17 protein-coding genes are annotated in these 15851 nt (G+C 71.0%); 6 read left to right on the top strand and 11 right to left on the bottom strand.

All coding sequences use genetic code 11. The annotated features are described in order from the left end of the window. Together OM076_RS37155 and OM076_RS37150 are read left to right on the top strand one after the other, a co-directional pair. On the top strand, window positions 1–1541 hold a 1541-nt coding region (locus tag OM076_RS37155), incomplete at its 5' end, for a glycoside hydrolase family 3 C-terminal domain-containing protein (RefSeq protein ID WP_270045237.1). After that, window positions 1532–2392, top strand: a complete 861-nt coding sequence (locus tag OM076_RS37150) for a LysR family transcriptional regulator (protein WP_270045236.1) — start codon at window positions 1532–1534, stop codon at window positions 2390–2392. The genes OM076_RS37155 and OM076_RS37150, both read left to right, overlap by 10 nt. Here OM076_RS37150 and trxA read toward each other — a convergent pair. The 3 genes from trxA to OM076_RS37135 all read right to left on the bottom strand — a co-directional run bounded on the left by trxA (window position 2348) and on the right by OM076_RS37135 (window position 4371). Next, on the bottom strand, window positions 2348–2686 hold the full coding sequence (gene trxA, locus OM076_RS37145; RefSeq protein ID WP_270045235.1) for a thioredoxin: 339 nt from the start codon (window positions 2684–2686) through the stop codon (window positions 2348–2350). The genes OM076_RS37150 and trxA overlap by 45 nt on opposite strands. A gap of 62 nt (window positions 2687–2748) precedes the next feature. Further along, window positions 2749–3456, bottom strand: coding sequence for a metal-dependent transcriptional regulator (locus tag OM076_RS37140; RefSeq protein ID WP_270045234.1), 708 nt, complete (start codon window positions 3454–3456; stop codon window positions 2749–2751). A gap of 18 nt (window positions 3457–3474) precedes the next feature. Further along, a complete protein-coding gene (locus tag OM076_RS37135; RefSeq protein ID WP_270045233.1) occupies window positions 3475–4371 on the bottom strand; it encodes a LysR family transcriptional regulator in 897 nt (298 codons plus the stop codon). 186 nt (window positions 4372–4557) lie between these two features. Between OM076_RS37135 and OM076_RS37130 the strand changes: the two genes are divergently transcribed. Then, entirely contained in the window at window positions 4558–5502 is a 945-nt protein-coding gene (locus OM076_RS37130; protein WP_270045232.1) for an ATP-dependent DNA ligase, read from the top strand. On the opposite strand, the gene OM076_RS37125 is transcribed toward OM076_RS37130, so the two are convergent. The 3 genes from OM076_RS37125 to OM076_RS37115 form a co-directional block, all read right to left on the bottom strand. Continuing rightward, window positions 5499–5990 (bottom strand): hypothetical protein, encoded by a 492-nt coding sequence (locus OM076_RS37125; protein WP_270045231.1) that lies wholly within the window; start codon window positions 5988–5990, stop codon window positions 5499–5501. The two genes, OM076_RS37130 and OM076_RS37125, sit on opposite strands and share 4 nt — an antisense overlap. Window positions 5991–6076: 86 nt before the next feature. Further along, the gene (locus OM076_RS37120; protein ID WP_270045230.1) at window positions 6077–7291 is read right to left on the bottom strand and encodes an alpha/beta hydrolase; all 1215 of its coding nucleotides are present in this window, start codon (window positions 7289–7291) and stop codon (window positions 6077–6079) included. Between the two features lie 97 nt (window positions 7292–7388). Then, window positions 7389–7697, bottom strand: a complete 309-nt coding sequence (locus OM076_RS37115; protein WP_270045229.1) for a winged helix-turn-helix transcriptional regulator — start codon at window positions 7695–7697, stop codon at window positions 7389–7391. A 77-nt stretch (window positions 7698–7774) separates the two neighbouring features. Here OM076_RS37115 and OM076_RS37110 point away from each other — a divergent pair, with 77 nt between their 5' ends. Further along, window positions 7775–8776, top strand: a complete 1002-nt coding sequence (locus tag OM076_RS37110; RefSeq protein ID WP_270045228.1) for a glycerate kinase family protein — start codon at window positions 7775–7777, stop codon at window positions 8774–8776. Here OM076_RS37110 and OM076_RS37105 read toward each other — a convergent pair. Further along, window positions 8773–9375, bottom strand: a complete 603-nt coding sequence (locus OM076_RS37105; protein ID WP_270045227.1) for a TetR family transcriptional regulator — start codon at window positions 9373–9375, stop codon at window positions 8773–8775. The genes OM076_RS37110 and OM076_RS37105 overlap by 4 nt on opposite strands. Before the next feature lie 89 nt (window positions 9376–9464). On the opposite strand from OM076_RS37105, the gene OM076_RS37100 reads away from it, so the two are divergent. After that, window positions 9465–11513, top strand: coding sequence for an MMPL family transporter (locus OM076_RS37100; RefSeq protein ID WP_270045226.1), 2049 nt, complete (start codon window positions 9465–9467; stop codon window positions 11511–11513). Window positions 11514–11953: 440 nt separating this feature from the next. On the opposite strand, the gene OM076_RS37095 is transcribed toward OM076_RS37100, so the two are convergent. From OM076_RS37095 to OM076_RS37085, 3 genes are read right to left on the bottom strand one after another with little or no spacing between them, the layout of a single operon-like run. Then, window positions 11954–12724 carry an ABC transporter permease gene (locus OM076_RS37095; RefSeq protein ID WP_270045225.1) on the bottom strand — a complete coding sequence of 257 codons (771 nt, stop codon included), beginning with the start codon at window positions 12722–12724 and terminating at the stop codon, window positions 11954–11956. After that, window positions 12721–13500 (bottom strand): ABC transporter permease, encoded by a 780-nt coding sequence (locus OM076_RS37090; protein WP_270045224.1) that lies wholly within the window; start codon window positions 13498–13500, stop codon window positions 12721–12723. The genes OM076_RS37095 and OM076_RS37090 overlap by 4 nt, the downstream gene beginning before the upstream one ends. Then, complete coding sequence (locus tag OM076_RS37085; RefSeq protein WP_270045223.1) at window positions 13497–14480, bottom strand: ATP-binding cassette domain-containing protein; 984 nt, start codon at window positions 14478–14480, stop codon at window positions 13497–13499. The genes OM076_RS37090 and OM076_RS37085 overlap by 4 nt, the downstream gene beginning before the upstream one ends. A gap of 62 nt (window positions 14481–14542) precedes the next feature. On the opposite strand from OM076_RS37085, the gene OM076_RS37080 reads away from it, so the two are divergent. Beyond that, on the top strand, window positions 14543–14974 hold the full coding sequence (locus OM076_RS37080; protein WP_270045222.1) for a MarR family winged helix-turn-helix transcriptional regulator: 432 nt from the start codon (window positions 14543–14545) through the stop codon (window positions 14972–14974). Here OM076_RS37080 and OM076_RS37075 read toward each other — a convergent pair. After that, window positions 14952–15833 (bottom strand): polysaccharide deacetylase family protein, encoded by an 882-nt coding sequence (locus OM076_RS37075; RefSeq protein WP_270045221.1) that lies wholly within the window; start codon window positions 15831–15833, stop codon window positions 14952–14954. The two genes, OM076_RS37080 and OM076_RS37075, sit on opposite strands and share 23 nt — an antisense overlap. Window positions 15834–15851 lie beyond the last annotated feature (18 nt).

Genomic DNA, 15851 nt, shown 5'->3' with positions numbered 1-15851 from the left:
CGGCGCTCCCCGGCGCGGCCGCTCCGCCCGGCCCCGCGGCGCTCCCCGGCGCGGCCGCTCCGCCCGCCCGCGCGCCCATCACCGCACGCCCCTGGTCCGACGACGAGGTCGCGGCCGAACTTCGTGCCACCGCGGCCGCGAGCTTCGTCCTCGCCCGCAACCACGGGTCGCTGCTCCCGCTCCAGGCCGGTTCGCTGCGCCGCGTCGCCGTGGTCGGGCCCAACGCCGCGGTCGCCCGCACGCTCGGCGGCGGCAGCGCGACCGTCTTCCCCAGCTACACCGTCTCGCCGCTCGACGGCGTGCGCGCCGCGCTGCGCGCCGAGGTCACCCACGCGCCCGGCGTGCGCACGGCGACCCGGCTGCCGATCGCCGAGATCACCAGCGCCGACGTGCGCTTCCTCGACGCCGGCGGCACCGTCATCTCCGCCGAGCACCGCGAGGTCGGGGAGTTCACCTGGCTCGGGACGCTCGACCCGCGCACGGCGGCGATCGAGGTCCACACGACGCTGCGCGCCCAGCGCGCGGGCGAGCACCTCGTCGGCCCATCGGGGCCGGGCGAGTATCGCCTCACGCTGCGCAACGCCCTCGCGTTCGAGGGCGAGCTCGCACTCCGCCCCGGCGCCGACGTCGCCGAGGCCCTCTTCGCCCCACCACAGCACGGCGTCCCGATCACGCTGGCCGAGGGCGAGACGCTCGACGTCGTCCTGCGCCGCGAGGGCGGTGGCGAGATGGTGACGTTCGGGCTCGCGTTCCAGCCGCCCCGGGACGACGAGGACGCCGAACTGGAGCGCGCGGTGGCGCTCGCCCGCGACGCCGACGTCGCGATCGTCGTCATCGGCACGACGCCGGAGGTCGAGAGCGAGGGCTTCGATCGCTCGACGCTCGCGCTCCCTGGCCGCCAGGACGAGCTCGTCCGGCGGGTCAACGCGGCACAGCCGCGGACGATCGTCGTCGTCAACGCGGGTGCGCCCGTGCTCCTCCCCTGGCTCGACGAGGTGCCCGCGACCCTCCTCTGCTGGTTCCCGGGCCAGGAGGCCGGGAACGCGCTCGCGGACGTCATCTTCGGCGCCGCGGAGCCGGGCGGGCGGCTGCCGACGACCTGGCCGGCGAGCGACGACGGTCTCCCGTCGGTCACACCCGTAAGCGGCGTCCTCGAGTACGCCGAGGGACTCGCGATCGGCTACCGAGGAACAACCGAGCCGCTCCTGCCGTTCGGCCACGGCCTCGGCTACACGAGCTGGGAGTACCTCGCGATGGACGGCGCGACGGTGCGGCTGTGCAACACGGGCACGCGCCGCGGCCGCGAGGTGATCCAGGTCTACGCCTCCCGCCCGGACAGCGCGATCGACCGGCCACCCCGCTGGCTGGTGGGCTTCGCCGTGATCGACGCGGATGCGGGCGAGGAGATCGTCATCGACATCCCGCTCAGCCCGCGCGCGTTCCAGCACTGGGACGAGGGCTGGGAGACCGAGCCGGGCGAGTTCGTACTCCAGGCGGGCCGCTCGGTCGCCGATCTGCGCGTGTCCAGCACATGGAGCTGAGACAGCTCGAGTACTTCGCGGCGGTCGCGCGCCATAAGCACTTCACGCGCGCCGCTGAAGCGCTCTACGTCACGCAGCCGGCGCTCTCGCAGCAGATCCGGCGCCTGGAGGCCGAGCTCGGCCTGACGCTGTTGCGGCGGACGTCACGCGGGGTCGAGCTGACCGCGGCGGGGGCGGACCTGCTCGTACATGCCGAGGCGGTCCTCGCCGAAGTGGCCAAGGCCAAGGCGGACATGGATCGCCACACCGGCGTCACACGCGGGGTCGTCAGGGTCGCCGCCACCGCGGCCGACGCACCCCGGCTGCCCGAGGCGCTCGCGGACTTCCACTGCGACCACCCGAACATCCAGATCGGTTTGCGCCAGGGCTCCGCCGCGGAAGTGATCGCCCTCGTTCAGGCGGGAGCGGTGGACGTCGCCGTCCTCGCTCTCACCGAGGAGCCCGCGGGCGTCAGCACCCACGCGCTGCCAGACGAGCCGCTGCGCGTGGCCGTCCCAGTGGACGACGAGCTCAACGGCGCGACGGTCACGCTCGACGCGCTGCGCGGGCGCCCGTTCATCCTCGCCGAGCCGGGCACGGCGCTGCGCGACACGGTCATGGCCGCGGCGCAGGCGGCGGGCTTCAGCCCGCTCCCGTTGTTCGAGGTCGGCGACCCGCTGACCGTGCGCTTCCTGGTGCGGGCGGGGCTGGGGCTCAGCCTCGTGCCCGCCAGCTGGCTCGAGCGGCCGGGGCCGATCGTCGGCGCGGCGGATCTGAGCGACCCGCCACGCCACCGGCTCCAGCTGCTCACGCCGGCTGCTGGGACCTCACCGGCCGGCCGGCTCCTGCACGAGCGCCTGCTCGAGCTCTAGCTCGAGGCGCTTGCGGGGCCGCGAGCCGACGAGCGTCTGGATCGGCTGGCCGTTCTGGAAGAGCATGAACGTCGGCATCGAGAGGACGCTGTACTGCGCGGCGACGGACTGGTTGTCGTCGACGTCGAGCTTGACGATCCGGAGGTCGTCGCGGTCGGCGGCGATCTCGTCGAGGATCGGGTTCATCGCGCGGCACGGCGGGCACCACGCGGCGGTGAAGTCGACAAGGACGGGCTTGTCGGACTCGAGCACCTCGGCGGTGAAGGTGGCATCGGTGACGGAATCAATACGCATAGCAAGCACTTTGGCCCGCAACCGCCCGCGGTCCAAGTCGCATCGCTGATGACGGCTATTAGCTATCGGCCGTAACGCTCTTTGCCGAGCACGAGCTGCTTCGGCAAGGCGACCCGCGGCGGCGGGGAGGGATCGGCGAGCACGGAGACCGTCTCGGCCACCGAGCGGGTCAGCGACGCGCTGTCGCCGTCGAAGTCGACCGTGATGTGGTCCTCGTCGACGCTGGCGACCGTCCCCTTGCGCCCGGGCTCGAAACCCTCGCGCTTGAAGAGGTGCAGCAGGTCCTCCGCCTCGCTCTCGAAGCGCAGGATCTGGACCTTCGCCCCTTCTTCGGTGTCCCCGAGCGGGACGCCCTCGATGCGGGTGCCGGGCTCGATCGGGTGGCCGTGCGGGCAGGTCTTGGCGTCTCCGATCGCGTCCATCATGCGCGCTTCCAGGTTCGGCGACATCGCATGCTCGAGCCGTTCGGCCTCCTCGTGGACGTCATCCCACGGGATCTTCAGCACGTCGGTCAGGAACCGCTCGATCAGCCGGTGCCGGCGGACGACCACCTGCGCGTGCTCGAGCCCGTCGGGGGTGAAGGAGATCGACTTGTCGGCCCCGCGGGTGATGTAGCCGTCGCGCTCGAGGCGGCCCACCATCTCGTGCACGGTCGGCGCGGAGAGCTGCATCGCGCGCGCCACATTGGCGCCGGTCATGGGGAGCCCGGCCTCGTGCAGCCAGAAGATCGTCTGGAGGTATTCCTCTTCGGCTACCGTCGCATCGGCCATGCGTTGATCGTATCTGCCTCAGGCCAGCGCCTCGACGCGACGCTCCGCCAGCTTCATGAACTCGCGCGTGGCCGGGGACAGATGGGCGTTGCGGCGGGTGATGAACGCGTAGGTCGCGTACATCGGCGGGTCCATCGCGGCCGGATGCAGCCGGCGCGCGTACCCGCGGGCCTTGAGCACCGACGCCGTGCCGATCGTGTCGCCGAGGCCGCGCGCGGCGAGATCCAGCGCGGCCGTCAGATACTCGACCTCGATCATCGGCTCGACCGTCACGCCCGCCTGCTGCGCGCGCTCGCGGATGACGCGGCGGGTGGGGTCGACCTGGCGCCAGCGGGCGTCGGCGAGGATCAGCGGCGCCTCGGCGAGCATCTCGATCGTGATCGGCCGCTCGACACGCTTCGGGTCGGCGGAGAGGTAGAGCATCCCCTCGCGCGCCGCGACCCGCACGTCCAGGCCCGCGTCGTCGACCGGGAGGACGATCAGGCCGGCCTCGAGCTCGCCGTCGCGGACAGCGTCGGCGACCTCGGCGGAGTTCTGGCCGATCACGCGGATCCGGACCCCGGGATGCTTGACCGCGAAATCCTGGACGAGCCCGCCGGTCAGGTAATGGTGGGCGCTGGAGAACGTGCCGAACGCGACCGTCCCGCCGGTCATCTCGCGCACCTCGCGGACGGACTCCCTGGCCTCCTCGGCCTCGGCGAGCGTGCGCTCGGCGTGGGGCTGCAGGAGCCGCCCGGCCTCGGTCAGCTCGAGCCCGCGACCGGCGCGGACGAAGAGCGGGACGCCGAGCTCGGCCTCCAAACGCCGCACCTGCTCGGACAGGCTCGGCTGCGCCATCAGCAGCGAATGCGCGGCCGCCGAGAACGACCCGTGGCGGGCCGCGGCGAGGAAATAGGTGAGCTGTTGCAACGTCAAGGCTTTGCCTATCGACCCTGGAGTCAACCAAGCCTAAAACAATGTGCCACAAGCGTCGATACTAGGAGCATGCTGATCATCGCTCTCATCGCCGCACTGGGTGTGGGAGTTGCGTTCGCAGCCGAGGATCGTCCCGGCTTCGACGAGCGCCGCCCGCTCTCCTAGTGCCCTAGTGTGGGCTGCGCCATGGCGCTGCCCCTCTCACCACCATTGCTTCCCCAGCTCGCCCGGCCGGCCAAGAACCTACCGGTCGGCAACGGCTGGGTGTACGAGCCCAAATGGGACGGTTTCCGCGCTCTCGCTTTCGTCGACGGCGCGGACGTCTATCTGCAGTCGCGCAGCGGGAAGCCGCTGCGCCGCTACTTTCCCGAGCTGACCTTCCCGGAGGGGCGTTACGTCCTCGACGGGGAGATCGTGCTCTTCGACGCCGACGGCAAGCAGGACTTCGACGCCCTCGGCCAGCGCATCCACCCCGCCGAGTCGCGGATCAACATGCTCGCGGAGCAGACGCCGACGCGCTTCATCGCGTTCGATCTGCTCGCCTTCGGGGATGACTCCCTGCTCGAGCTGCCCCAGTCCGAGCGCCGCGCGCGCCTGGAGGGGATGATCGCCGCCCCGGTCGACCTCACCCCGTGCACCGAGGACCCCGAAGGCACCCAGCCGTGGCTGCAGGGCGCCGAGGGCGTGATCGCCAAGCGCCAGGACGCGCCGTACCGGCCCGGCGAGCGCGTCGGGATGTCCAAGATCAAGCGCGTCCGCACGATCGACGCGGTCGTGATGGGCTGGCGCCCGGGCAAGGAGGAGGGCACGGTCGGCTCGCTCATCCTCGGCCTGCACGACGCCGACGGCAAGCTGCGCGTGGTCGGCCACACCTCCGGCCTGAAGGCCAAGGAGAAGCGCGAGCTGCCCGCCAAGCTGGCCCCCTACGAGACCGGCGAGCGCGGGATGGGCGACCCCTCGCGCTGGAACAACGAGCGCGAGCTCGAGTGGATCGACATGCGCCCGGAGCTCGTCGTCGAGGTCACCTTCGACCACACCTCCAACGACCGCATCCGCCACGGCACCAAGATCCTCCGCTGGCGCGACGACAAGCAGCCCTCGGAGTGCTCGATGGAGCAGCTGAAAAGCTAGTCGCGGCAGGCGGCGCGGTGCAGGAGGATCCGCTTCTTCGCGCCGACCAGGTCGGCGCGGAACGGCAGCGGGCACGCCCGCAGCGAGAACAGCGTCTTCGCCTTCAGGTCGAGCGACAACCGGGTGAAGGCCGCGACCGACTCCGGGACCTTGACCCGCAGCTTGGCCGTGTAGCGGCCCGAGGCCTGCGAGAAGACGCCGTCGAGCACCGAGTCGCCGACCGTGAACGTCAGGCCCTTGGCGGTCACCGCGGGCGCGACCGGCATTTCCTGCCCGGCGACGGTCATCGTCCCCGTGCCCGCCTTGGCCCCGTCGGCGATCCCCACGTTGGTGATCCCGACGCCGCGCGGGAAGTAGAAGACGATCTCGCTCACATCCGCGACATCGCTGGTGAGCGTGAGCTTCACGTGCACCGCGTCGCTCGGCGCCCGGTTGGGCGCGACGCTCGCCACGAGCGAGGCGGCAGGCGCAGGGGGACCGGAGACCATGGCGCGCACCCTAACCCGCCCCGCGCCCTGCCCAAGTTGCCAACTTGAAACCTAAAGAGGGTCTGACCCCATTTATGTAAAGGGGGTCAGACCCCCTTTAGATTCGCGTCGAAGAAGGCGATGACGCGGCGTTCGTACTCGGCGGGTTGGGCGCGGATGCCGCCCATGTGGCCGGCGCCGGGGATCTGCCAGAGCGTGGACGAGGGTCCGGCCGCGCGATGGAAGACCGGATTGAGCTCGATCTCGCCGCCTTGGCCGCGGCCGGAGTACATGAGCAGGAGCGGGCGCGGGGCGAGCTTCGTGACGAGGGTCTTGAGGTTGGGCGGCGGGGCGTGGTTGGAGAACGTCGCGGTGGCGAGGGTCTCGACCGCCTTGAACACGGAGGGAACCCACTTCGCGTTTCCGGGCGTTTCGAGGGCTTCGCGGAGCGAGCGGATGCCGGCGCCCTCGGACGCGACCGCCTTCAGGCCCGGGGTGGTGGCCGCTGCTTCGATCATCAACTCGCCACCGACGGAGAGGCCGATGCCGCCGATGCGGTCACGGTCGACGTCGGGCCGGTGCTGCAGGTAGGCGATCGCGGCCTGCAGGTCGCGCCCCCCACCCCAGCCCCACGAGTTCGGGTCTCCCTCGCTCGCACCCTCGCCGCGGCGATCGAACAGGAGCACGCCGTAGCCGTGGCGGACGAGCATCCGGGTGTGCGGCTGCGGGCCCTTGCGACCCGGGAAGGCGATCACCGCGGCGCCGTTGCGCGACGGGACGTACCAGCCCCGCAGCCTGAGTCCGTCGCCGGTCGTGAGCGTGACGTTCTCGTGGGCAGCTCCCAGTTGTGGCGCCGGAACGGCGTCGCGCGCGACGTGCACGGTGATGTACGACATGCCGACGGGCAGCACGGCGAAGGCGAAGACGACGAGGCCCGCGGCGCCGAGGAGCGCCCGGCGCACGAAGCGATGCCCGTCCTTCCGGCGCGTGCGCCAGAGCGTGCTCGCGCCGACCCCCAGGAGCAGCACCCCGGCGCCGATCGACGCGAAGCCCGTGAAGTCGTCGCCGCCGGCCGCGTAGTGGACCGCCTCGCCACCCGCGGCCAGCCCGAGCACGCCGAGCACCAGTGCCAGCGCTCCCTGTCGACCCCCGCGCAGCCGCGGGAACCCCCACGCGGCGAACGCCAGGAACGCAAGCGGGACCAGCCCGCTCACGAGATGGTCTGACGCTGAGGTGCCCGCCTGGGGCTGGAGGAAGCTGTCGTCGATCACGTGCAGCGCGATCACGGCGACGCCGAGGAAGAAGAGCCGGGGTACGAGCATCGCTCCAGGCTCCCGGTGCGGGGGACCGGGTTCCGTGCGGGCGGCAGGCGTCCGCCGGGTCCGCTTCCGCGGCGCGGACGGTGCGGCTAACCCGCCGTCAGGCGGCTTCGGGGCGGTGCTGGAGCGCCCAGCCGGAGAGCGGCGTCAGCGCGGCGAAGAGCGCGCTGCCGGCCGGGGAGAGGTCGTACTCCACGCGGGCGGGGACGGCGGCGTAGACGCGGCGAGTGATCAGCCCCGCCTCCTCGAGGCGCCGCAGCGTGGCGGCGAGCATGCGGCGGGAGATGCCGTCGATCCTGCGCAGGAGCTCGTTGAAGCGGCGGGTGCCGCCGGAGAGCTCGGCGAGGATGGCGACACTCCACTTCGACGACAGCACGCCCACGGCGGCCTGAACCCCGGCAATCTCCACGCCACCAACATGTCCGGTCGGCGCGGCGTGTGTCAGTGCGTTGTCGTCGGGCGCACGGCCTGCCACGATCCCGCGCCATGGCTGTTCCCGAGCGCCCCGTCCTCGTCGCCCCCGACTCGTTCAAGGGGACGTTCAGCGCCGCGCAGGTCGCGGGCGCGATCGGCCGCGGGCTCGAACGCGGCGGGTTGATGCCGCCCGACCTCTGCCCGGTCGCCGACGGCGGCGAGGGAACCCTCGACGCGCTCCTGCCCCAGCTCGGCGGGGAGCTGCGCGCGCACACGGTGACCGGGCCGCTCGGCGCGCCCGTCAAGACCGGCTACGGCCTGATCGAGGACGGTGGCACGGCGATCGTCGAGATGGCGATGGCCAGCGGCCTCGGCCTGATGCCCGAGCAGGACGCCTGGAACGCCAGCACCTACGGCACCGGCGAGCTGATCGCGGCCGCGGCGCAAGCGGGCGCGGCGGTGATCCTCGTCGCCGTCGGCGGGTCCGCGACGACCGACGGCGGCGCAGGGGCGATCGCGGCGATCGAAGCGGCCGGCGGCATCGGCCGCGCGAAGATCGTCGTGCTCTGCGACGTCCGCACGCCGTTCGAGGACGCGCCCAAGGTCTTCGGCCCGCAGAAGGGCGCCGACACGCAAATGATCGCGCGGCTCGAAGCCCGGCTCGGCGAACTCGCGCAGACCCTCCCGAAGGACCCGCGCGGCGTGCCGATGACCGGCTGCGCCGGCGGCCTCAGCGGCGGCCTGTGGGCGAAGTACGGCGCGACGCTCGAGGCGGGCGCGCCGTTCGTCCTCGACGCGCTCGACTTCGACGACCGGATGCGGGCGGCGCGCGCCGTCGTCACCGGCGAGGGCAAGCTCGACGAGCAGACGCTGCAAGGCAAGCTCGTGGGCGAGATCGGCACCCGCACCCGCCAGGCGGGCGTCCCGCTGCACGCGATCGTCGGCACCGATCGCCTCGACGGCTTCGGCAAGCGCATGATCGACCTCCAGATGGTGCAGGAGGCGACGAACCTCGAGGAGCTCGAGCAGGCCGGCGAGCGCCTCGGCGCGGCGCTGCGCAGCGGCGAAGCCTAGGCTCGCGCCTGGAGCGCGGCGACGCCGCCGCGCAGGAAGACCAGCGTCTCGTCGAACAGCGCCATCGACTTCGTCTTGTCGCCGGCGCCGTCGTGCTCGATCGCCTTGAACGCGGCGACCGCCGCGGCCGCGACCAGCCGCGGCTGCAGGGCGTCCGGCGGCTGCCCGAGGTCTCGCGCGATGCCCACGCGGAGGATCTCCTCCAGCCCTGCGATCAGGTGCTGCTGATGCGCGGCGAGCTGCGGCTCGTCGAGGCACATCCGCCGGCGCAGCTGCTCGTCCGGGCTCTCGTCGTGGTGCGCCGGCATCGAGAGCTCCAGCCAGCGGCGCAGCGCGTCGATCGCGGTCTCGCCGTCCGGCCGTGACTCGACGGTCTCCTTCAGCGAGCCGAACAGCCCGTCGAAGTCGTAGAAGACGACGGCTTCCTTCGAGGGGAAGTAGGCGAAGAACGTGCGCGGCGCGATGTCCGCCGCCGCGGCGATGTCGGCCACCGTCGTCGCCTGGAAGCCCCGCTCGCGGAACAGGGCGAAGGCGGACTCGACAATCTGCTCGCGCGTCCGCTGCTTCTTGCGTTCGCGATGGCCGGCGATGGCTTTCACCACTCGGATTCTATTCTCAGCGCAACAACTCATCAAGCGCATTTCTGCACTCATTGCATTTTCGCAGCAAGTGTGATTCCGTGTAGTGCATGGCCCACGCACTCGGACGTCTCGCCGCCTCGGCCGCGGGGCATTGGAAACGCTCCCTCGCGATCGTCGCCGCGATCCTCGTCGTCATCGGCGGGGCGTCCGCGCTCGGCGGTGGCGCGTTCGTCGACAGCTTCAGCACTCCTGGCACGGAGTCCCAGAAGGCGATCGACCTGCTCACGCAGCGGTTCCCGGCGCAGTCCGGCGACACCGCCACGCTCGTCTTCGCCACCGGCAAGGGCACGCTGAAGGACAACCCGGCGATCGCCCAGACGGCGGCAACGGTCAAGCGCCAGCCCCACGTCACCGGCGTTTCGCCGCTGCAACTGAGCGCGAATCAGCGCATCGGCTTCCTCACGGTCCAGTACGACAAGCCCGCGCAGGACCTGCAGCGCGCCCCCGGCGAGCGGCTCGCCGACGTCTCGAGCATCGGCGAGAAGGCCGGGCTCGAGGTCTCACGACGCGGCCCGATCGTCGACCAGGCGGAGCAGTTGGCCGCCCCCGTGGGCGAGCTGATCGGCCTCGCGGTGGCGATCATCGTCCTCACGCTCGTCTTCCGCAGCATCGCCGCGATGCTGCTGACGCTGATCGCGAGCCTGATCGCGCTGGCCGGCGGCATCCTCCTGCTGCGCTTCGGCGCGGCGTTCACGGACTTCCCCAGCTTCGCGCCCACGCTGGGCGTGATGCTCGGCCTCGGCGCCGGCATCGACTACGCGCTGCTGATCGTCGGCCGCTACCGGGAGCAACTCGCGGCGGGTGACTCCGTCGCCCACTCCGCCCGGGTCGCCAACAGCACGGCTGGGACGAGCGTCGTCGCCGCCGGCGCGATCGTCGTCGTCGCCATCGCGGGCCTGCTGGCCACCGGCATCCCGTTCGTCGGGCGGATGGGCGTCGGCTCGGCGATCGTCGTCGCGTCCGTCGCGGTCGGCGCGGTCACGGTCCTGCCCACGCTGATGGGCGCGTTCGCCCGCCGGCTGAAGCCCAAGAACCCCGAGAGCGTCGCGCCCAGCCGCGCGTTCGGCAACTGGGCGACCCGGATCACCAAGCGCCCGAAGACCGCCGCGATCGCCGGCACGCTGGTCCTCGTCGCGCTCGCCACCCCGGTGCTCGGCCTGCGCCTCGGCATGCCCGACGACGGCAACGACGCCAAGGGCACGACCACCCGCATCGCCTACGACCGCCTCGCCGAAGGCTTCGGCGTCGGCTTCAACGGCCCGCTGGTCCTCGCGACCGACAACATGGACGCGCTCCAGCAGACCAAGGCCGCCGCGGAGAAGACCCCGGGCGTCGCGTTCGTCTCGGACCCGGTGATCTCGCCCAAGCACGACGCCGCGACCTTCACGGTGATCCCCAAGACCTCCCCGCAGGACCCGAAGACGAGCGACCTCGTCACCAATCTGCGCGACACGCTCCCCAACCGCGTCTACGTCGGCGGCGCGGTCGCGACGCTCGACGACATGGCGGCCAAGATCGCCAGCCGGCTGCCGATCTTCATCGCGCTCGTCATCGGCCTGAGCATCGTGCTGCTGATGGCGGTCTTCCGCAGCATCTGGGTCCCGCTCGTCTCCGCGGCGTTCAATCTGCTCTCGATCGGCGCCGCCTACGGCGTGGTCGTCCTGGTCTTCCAGACCGGCATGGACGTCCCGATCGTCAGCTTCGTCCCGCTCTTCATGTTCGCGATCCTGTTCGGGCTGAGCATGGACTACAACGTCTTCCTGCAGTCGCGGATCCGCGAGGAGTACCTCAAGGGCGCGACGCCGGAGGAGTCCGTCACCCGCGCCCTCGGCCGCGTCGGCCGGATCATCCTCGCCGCCGGCGCGATCATGACCGCGGTCTTCCTCGGCTTCGTCGGCGACCCGGACGTCGTCGTCAAGACCATCGGCCTGGGCCTCGCGAGCGCGATCCTGATCGACGTCCTGATCGTCCGGATGATCGTCGCCCCCGCCGTGATGACCCTGCTGGGCGACCGTGCCTGGGCCCTCCCGGCCTGGCTCGATCGAGCGCTGCCCAAGATCTCGCTCGAGGGCGAACCGGAGGCGCTCCCCGCCTAGAGAGCGTTCGCCGCGCGCCAGCCATGACGCTTGGTTGATGAACGTCAACTGCGCCGGGTGGGGAGGGGGCGGCTTCGTGGTGCCACCCGTCCCGGGCTACCGTGAGTCCAGCTTGGTGGCCGGCCTCCCCACCTTGGTAGGTGGGCGAGACTGACCGTCAAGGTAGGGGCCACGGAGACAGAAAGTGCGTTCTCACGCGCGCCGATCACCCCGGATGCCGCGGTCTGCGAGGGGTAGTTCGTTTTGGTTCACCCCCTGTGAACCAAAACGAAACACCCCCTCGAACGCGCCAGCTCGACCAGTGCGAACCTGATCGAAACCCACGACTCGATCCTCAAACGCGCACTGTCGACCACGAGCAGCGCAGCGGACTCACGGCCGAACGGGACGGGTGGCTCGCCACTCCCCTCCCCCACCCGACGCAGTTGACTTTCAAGCACCTAGCCGGCGGTCTCCGCCTTGCGCAGGCCGGTGATGCCCCAGGCGGTGAATGCGAGCGCCATCACGATGGCGATCCCGTAGACGAGCAGGAGGTCCACCGGCTGCCCGGAGATCAGATCGCGCCCGCCCTCGATCAGCGTGGTGAACGGGTTGAACCTCGCCACGCCGTGGATCCAGCCTTCCAGCAGCGCCAGCGGCACGTAGACCGGCGCGAGGAAGAGGATGATGAACACCGGCATCTGCATCACCGGTCCGGCCTGGATCGTGCGCAGCCGCATCGCCACCCCGGCGGCCCACATCGACGCCGTCAGGTTGACGATCAGCGCGAGCACGATCAGGCCGAACACGTCGACCCCGTCGCCACCGATCTGCATGCCGGTGGCGGCGGCGACGATGAACAGCAGCACACCCACGGTGACCGCCCGCACGAGCGCGGCGATGGCGTAGCCGGCGAGGATGCCGAGGCGGTTGGGCGCGGCGAGCATCATCCGCCGCGCGAAGCCGCTCTCGTAGTCGGACGCGATGCCGAAGCCGGTGAACACACCGCCGAAGGCCGAGGCCTGCAGCAGCACGAAGACGAACTGGAACGCGGTGTAGCCCGACGGGAAGTCGAAGCCCGGCACGTTGCCCACCGACGAGAGCCCGCCCGCGAAGGCGACGAAGAAGAACAGCGGGAAGATCAGCGACGGCAGCAGCAGTTGCGGGTTGGTGACGATCTTCTTCAGGCCGCGGTATGCGACCCCGCCGGCGACGTCGAAGAAGCGCCTCATGTCCGCGCCAGCCGCGTCCGCAGGGCCGAGGCCGAACCGACCACGCCGATGACCGCGATCACCGCCGCGAAGCCGAAGCCCATCGCCAGCTCCTTGCCCTGCCAGCCGAAGATGATCAGCGAGCGCAGGCCTTCGAACAGGTACGAGATCGGGTTGTAGGTGGCGATCGTGCGAAACCAGTCCTGCTCGATGACGTTGCGCGGCAGCGAGCTCGACGACAGGAACAGGAAGACGAAGAAGAGCGGGAAGACGCCCTGGACCGCCTCGCCCGAGCCGGTGCGCAGACCGACGAAGGAGCCGATCGACGCGAACGCCAGCGCGATCAGCAGCGCGAGCACCAGCAGCACGAGCACGCCGAGGAAACCGGCTTCGATGTGCAGCCCGGCGATGAACCCCACCGTCAGATAGATCAGCGACGAGCACAGTGCCACGACCATCACCCCCGAGAGGTTCCCGAGCAGCAGCGCGGCCCGCTGCATCGGGGTCAAGGCCAAGCGATTGAGGAAGCCGGTCTCGATGTCACGGGCGACCGCGCTGCCCGCGTTGATCGAGGCGAACAGCGACCCCTGGATGAACGGGAACGCGATCGCGAAGTCGAGATAGCTGTCGACCGGCGGGAATCCCGGGATGTTGGTCGCCTGCGCCAGCCCGCCGACGTTGATGCCCATCAGGATCAGCGGGAAGACGATCGGCGGGATCACCATCGCCGGCTGGCGGAGCGTCTGGAGGATCGAGCGGCGCGCGATCTCCCCCGCCTGTTGCAGCAGCAGCCTCACGCCGTGACCTCGGCGGGTACGGGCGAGTCCTCGGCGGCCAGCTTGCGGCCGGTCTTGGCCAGGAACACGTCGTCCAGCGAAGGCTGGTGGAGCTGCAGGTCCGCGACGCGCAGGTCCGCGCCGTCGAGCGCCCGCACGACCGCGACGAGGTCCTCGCCGCTCTGCAGGCGCACCGCCGCCGCACCCGGCGGGGCGGGAACGACCGACCCGAACTGGCTGAGCACCTGCGCCACCGCGTCGCGATCGGCGCGATCGGCCGGCACGGCCTCCACCGACGGGCGGCCGATCTCGGCCTTCAGCACCTCCGGCGTGCCCTCGGCGACGATGTGCCCGGCGTCGATGATCCCGACGCGGTCGGCGAGCACGTCGGCCTCCTCGAGGTACTGGGTCGTGAGGAAGACGGTGACGCCGTCCTCGCGCGCGAGACGCGATACCTCGGCCCACAGGTCGGCGCGCGAGGAAGGATCGAGCCCGGTGGTCGGCTCGTCGAGGAAGAGGACGCGCGGGGAGTGCACGAGCGCGAGCGCGAGGTCCAGCCGGCGCTTCATGCCGCCGGAGTAGCCGCCCACCTTGCGATCGGCGGCGTCGGAGAGCCCGACCCGCTCGATCAGCTCGTCGCCGCGGGCGCGCCGCTGGGCCTTGGGCAGACCCTGGAGCGAGGTCTGCAGGCGCATGTGATCGCGCCCCGTGAGCAGCGGGTCGAGTGCCGCCTCCTGCAGCGCGGCGCCGATCGCGGCGCGCACCGCGGGGCCTTCGCGCAGGATGTCGTGCCCCGCCACGCGCGCCGTGCCGGCGGTCGGCGGCAGCAGCGTGGTCAGCATCAGGACGGTCGTCGACTTACCGGCGCCGTTCGGGCCAAGAAATCCATAGATCTCACCTGGCGCCACCTGCAAGTGGATTCCGTCGACGGCCTTGGGACCGTTCTTGAATTCGCGGACAAGACCCTCGACCTCGATCCCAGCACTGGCAGCTAGCGACATATCGCTAAGGGTACATAGATATTTTGGCATGTCAAATATCTATGTAGTGCTACATTGGACCTATGGCAAAGGTCGCAGTCCCCTCCTCACGGCAGCAGGAGGCGTGGCGGCTGATGCTCGAGCTGTTCTTCGCGCACCGCGGGCAGATGCTCTCGATCGCGCAGGAGTTCGGGCTCGCCCCGCAGCAGGCGTTCGCGCTCCAGCGTCTGCAGCCGGATGAGCCGATGAAGCTCTCCGACCTCGCCTCGGCACTGCACTGCGACAACTCGAGCGTGACCGGCATCGCCGACCGGCTCGAGAAGGCCGGCCTCGCCGAGCGCCAAGCCCACCCGACCGACCGGCGCGTCAAGACCCTCGCGCTGACCGAGCGCGGCAAGGTCATCCGCGGCCTCTACAAGGACCGGATCGGCACCGCGCCCGAGACGCTGCAGAACCTCACCGACGAGGACGCCGCGATCCTCGTCGAGATCCTCACCCGGGCGAAGACGACTTAAGCCGCGCGAGCAGCGTCGTCGCGGTGTCGGAGGCGTTGACCCGCACCCGCTTGAGCGCGAACAGGTCGTCGCGCCCGCGCGCCACGCCCTCGTCGACCGTCGTCGCCGCCCGGTAGCCCGCGGCCTTCGTCGCCGCCTCCACCCGCGCGTCGTACTTCCCCGCCGGGTAGGCGATGAAGTCGGCGGGCACGCCGAAGCGCTTTTGCAGCTCGCGCCGCGAATCGACCAGCTCGCGCTTGAGCGAAGCGTCGTCGAGCGTCGTCAGGTCCGGGTGCGTCAGCGTGTGCGAGTCCACCTCCCAGCCGGCCGCGATCATCGACTTGATCTGCTTGGTCGTCAGCCCGCCCTGGCCGAGCACGTTGAGCTGGAGGTTCAGGACGCCGGGCCAACCGAGTGCGCGCAGGACCGGCTTCGCGTGGGTGTAGTGCGAGAGGTAGCCGTCGTCGAAGGAGACCACGACCGGGTGCTTGGGCAGCGGCCCGCCGTGCTTCCACGCGTCGTAGGCCTGCTGGAGCGTGATCGCCTGGAACTTCGCGGCCCGCAGCGCCCGCATCTCGTCCGCGAAGACGTGCCGGTCCACCCACAGCTCGGCGTTCGGCACCCCCGCCGGCGCCTTGGAGATCACGTGGTACATCAGGATCGGCACCGGCATCCGGCGCGCGGCGGCGCCGCGCACCTCGCCGGGGAGCGGGGTCGGCGTCGCCTTGGCCGTGGGTGACTTCGCCTTCTTGGTCTTCGTCGCGGTGGCGGTGGGAGCGGCGGCCTCCGGCGTCGAGGATCCACGCGAGCCCGTCACGACGACGACGGCCGCGATCACGGCCGCTAACGCCGTCAAGGCGAGAAAGCGCTTGATCCACATGCCCGTTTGACACTAGTG

It is taken from the genome of Solirubrobacter ginsenosidimutans, from assembly GCF_027587205.1.
Note: the sequence above shows the minus strand (reverse complement) of the source record. Positions and strands in the feature narration are given on the sequence as shown.